Source organism: Bacteroides sp. HMSC067B03, from assembly GCF_001811315.1.
GTDB lineage: Bacteria > Bacteroidota > Bacteroidia > Bacteroidales > Bacteroidaceae > Bacteroides > Bacteroides faecis.
This window is the reverse complement of record NZ_KV804402.1, coordinates 1-2,291: the sequence shown is the minus strand read 5'-3', so window position 1 is coordinate 2,291 and position 2,291 is coordinate 1. Positions and strand designations below refer to the sequence as shown.

Here is a 2,291-nt window from a genome sequence, read left to right as displayed (position 1 = left end):
ATCGGAGAACACACTGAAAAGCCTCCAGCCGGATGTATCCGCCACCACCTTCATCGCTGCCGCCAAAATCTTCCAAATGGAAGGGATGCTAAAAAGCCTTCAGGACATAAAACCCGCGCAAAGCCCGATTACAGGCGGCAATAAACGTAGCATGGAATTGGGGGATTAGCACACAAACTACATCGCGCACAATTCAATATAACAGTAAATATATTAATTGTTATATATCATATTTTGATTTAACAATTAATATATTTACCTTTGTAAAATGACAACGAATCACATCACCCAAGCCATGGCCAATCCGGAAATCATAGTGGAACTGGGCAGACGATTTAAGGAATACAGGCTAACCTATAGGCTCACCCAAAAAGAGGCTGCCGAGAAAGCCGGTGTCAGCCTTATCACCTTACGCCAGTTTGAGAACGGGAAGGCCTATAACATCAATATGGGCAACTTTCTTGCCCTGTTACGAGTAGTGGACTGTCTGGAACAGATGGATGATCTGATGCCGGAAATACCTGTTTCAGCCTATACAATGGAACGAATAATGAATAAAAAGCCGAAAAGGATAAGACATGGAAAATAATGTTGTGAGTGTTATGTTATGGGGAGAAGAAGTCGGAAAGCTCTATTGGGACGAAAGAAACAAAAGAGCCGTCTTCAACTATCATCCGGATTTCATCAAGAAAGGAGTGGAAATCGCCCCACTGACCGCTTCTGTCAAAGGACCGGCGGCAAAGGGTATGCCCATACTCGGAAACAAAGAAAAGACTTATCAAGGTCTCCCACCGTTTTTGGCAGATTCATTGCCTGATCGGTGGGGTAACATGGTCTTCGACCAATGGGCGGCACAAAACCATATCCCCAAGCGCAAACTCACACCGGTAGATAAACTGTCTTTCATCGGGAAACGGGGAATGGGAGCCTTTGAGTTCATCCCGGCCACTCCTGGATTGGAATCCTCTTCCACTCTCCAGATAGAGAGTTTATACCAACTGGCACGCCGTATCTTTGAGGAACGGGAGGAAATATCCGTGCAAGATGACGAAGCACTGCAACTGCAAAGTATCTATGAGATAGGTACATCAGCCGGAGGGCAGCACCCGAAAGCCATCATCGCCATCAATGAAACGACACATGATATACGTTCCGGCCAAGTCCCTTTACCGGAGGGCTATACCTACTACATATTGAAGTTTGCAGAAGGGGACGATTTTCCGTTCACGCAAATGGAAATGGTATATTATGAGATGGCAAAGGAAGCCGGGATTACGATGATGCCTTCCCGACTCATTCAAATTGAGGGAAAACATCACTTCCTGACGGAGCGTTACGATAGGATAAACGGAGAGAAGATACATACACAGACACTTGCTGCCATGAATCCGGATGCAACGAGCTATGAGGATTTGTTTGAAGTCTGCCGAAAACTGAACATCCCGGCAAGCGAACAGTCCGAACTCTACCGTAGGACGGTATTCAATATCATGGGCGGCAATGTGGATGACCACATCAAGAATTTCTCTTTCCTGATGGAAAGAAACGGCACATGGCACATCACCCCAGCCTACGACATGACATTCACCACCAATTTGGACGGTGCGGCATACGAAAACGCACACTCCATGAGCATTGCAGGAAAAGATAACGACATCACGGAAGATGACCTGATGCAATTTGCCAAACAGAACGGAATAAAGAATGCGAAAAGGATAATCGAAGAAGTCAGCCTTGCCATCAGCCATTTTTACGATTATGCCACCAATCATCAAATCGATGACTATTGGAAAGACCGCATCGAAGAGCATCTTTCCGGTTTGGTATCTCCGATCATAGGGAAAACCATGAAACACTACCTGCCCACCATTGTCGAACCCTACGAGACAGAGGATGGCTTTTTGGTATCAGAAATCAACATCATCGAAAACACCCGGCATGATTTCCGTATCGAGGCCTTCATAAACGGAAAGCGACAGAAATACATTGCCGGGCGTAAAAGCGATTTGGCTGCTGAAGTCATTGCCAAAGGCAGAAACAAGATGCCCGTTGAGAACAAGAAAGAACTTGTGGAACGGTTGTTACTGCCTTTAGCTAGAAGATAAAAACAGACGAATAGCGACACTATTACATTAATAAAAAGTCTGTTCTTGTTCGGCAAGCAACTGCATACGATCCAAATCCGGACATTGCCAACGAACAAGAGGAGGCTTTCATGAAGGCTATGCGAAATGATGACTTTTCAATACCATTCTGGAACTGAAGATGAGAGGATATCAGCCATCGGAGAA

General features: G+C 45.4%; 2 protein-coding genes. Both read left to right on the top strand.

The window, feature by feature from the left end:
- The first annotated feature begins 268 nt into the window (after nt 1-268).
- Entirely contained in the window at nt 269-589 is a 321-nt protein-coding gene (locus HMPREF2794_RS17255; RefSeq protein WP_005868815.1) for a helix-turn-helix domain-containing protein, read from the top strand.
- Nucleotides 579-2,105, top strand: coding sequence for a type II toxin-antitoxin system HipA family toxin (locus HMPREF2794_RS17250; protein WP_005868817.1), 1,527 nt, complete (start codon nt 579-581; stop codon nt 2,103-2,105). Before HMPREF2794_RS17255 ends, HMPREF2794_RS17250 begins: the two co-directional genes overlap by 11 nt.
- Nucleotides 2,106-2,291: the final 186 nt, after the last annotated feature.

Bases quoted from the DNA above. Each gene is read 5' to 3' on its own strand.
- HMPREF2794_RS17255 (WP_005868815.1), top strand. From the start codon at position 269: ATGACAACGAATCACATCACCCAAGCCATGGCCAATCCGGAAATCATA.
- HMPREF2794_RS17250 (WP_005868817.1), top strand. From the start codon at position 579: ATGGAAAATAATGTTGTGAGTGTTATGTTATGGGGAGAAGAAGTCGGA.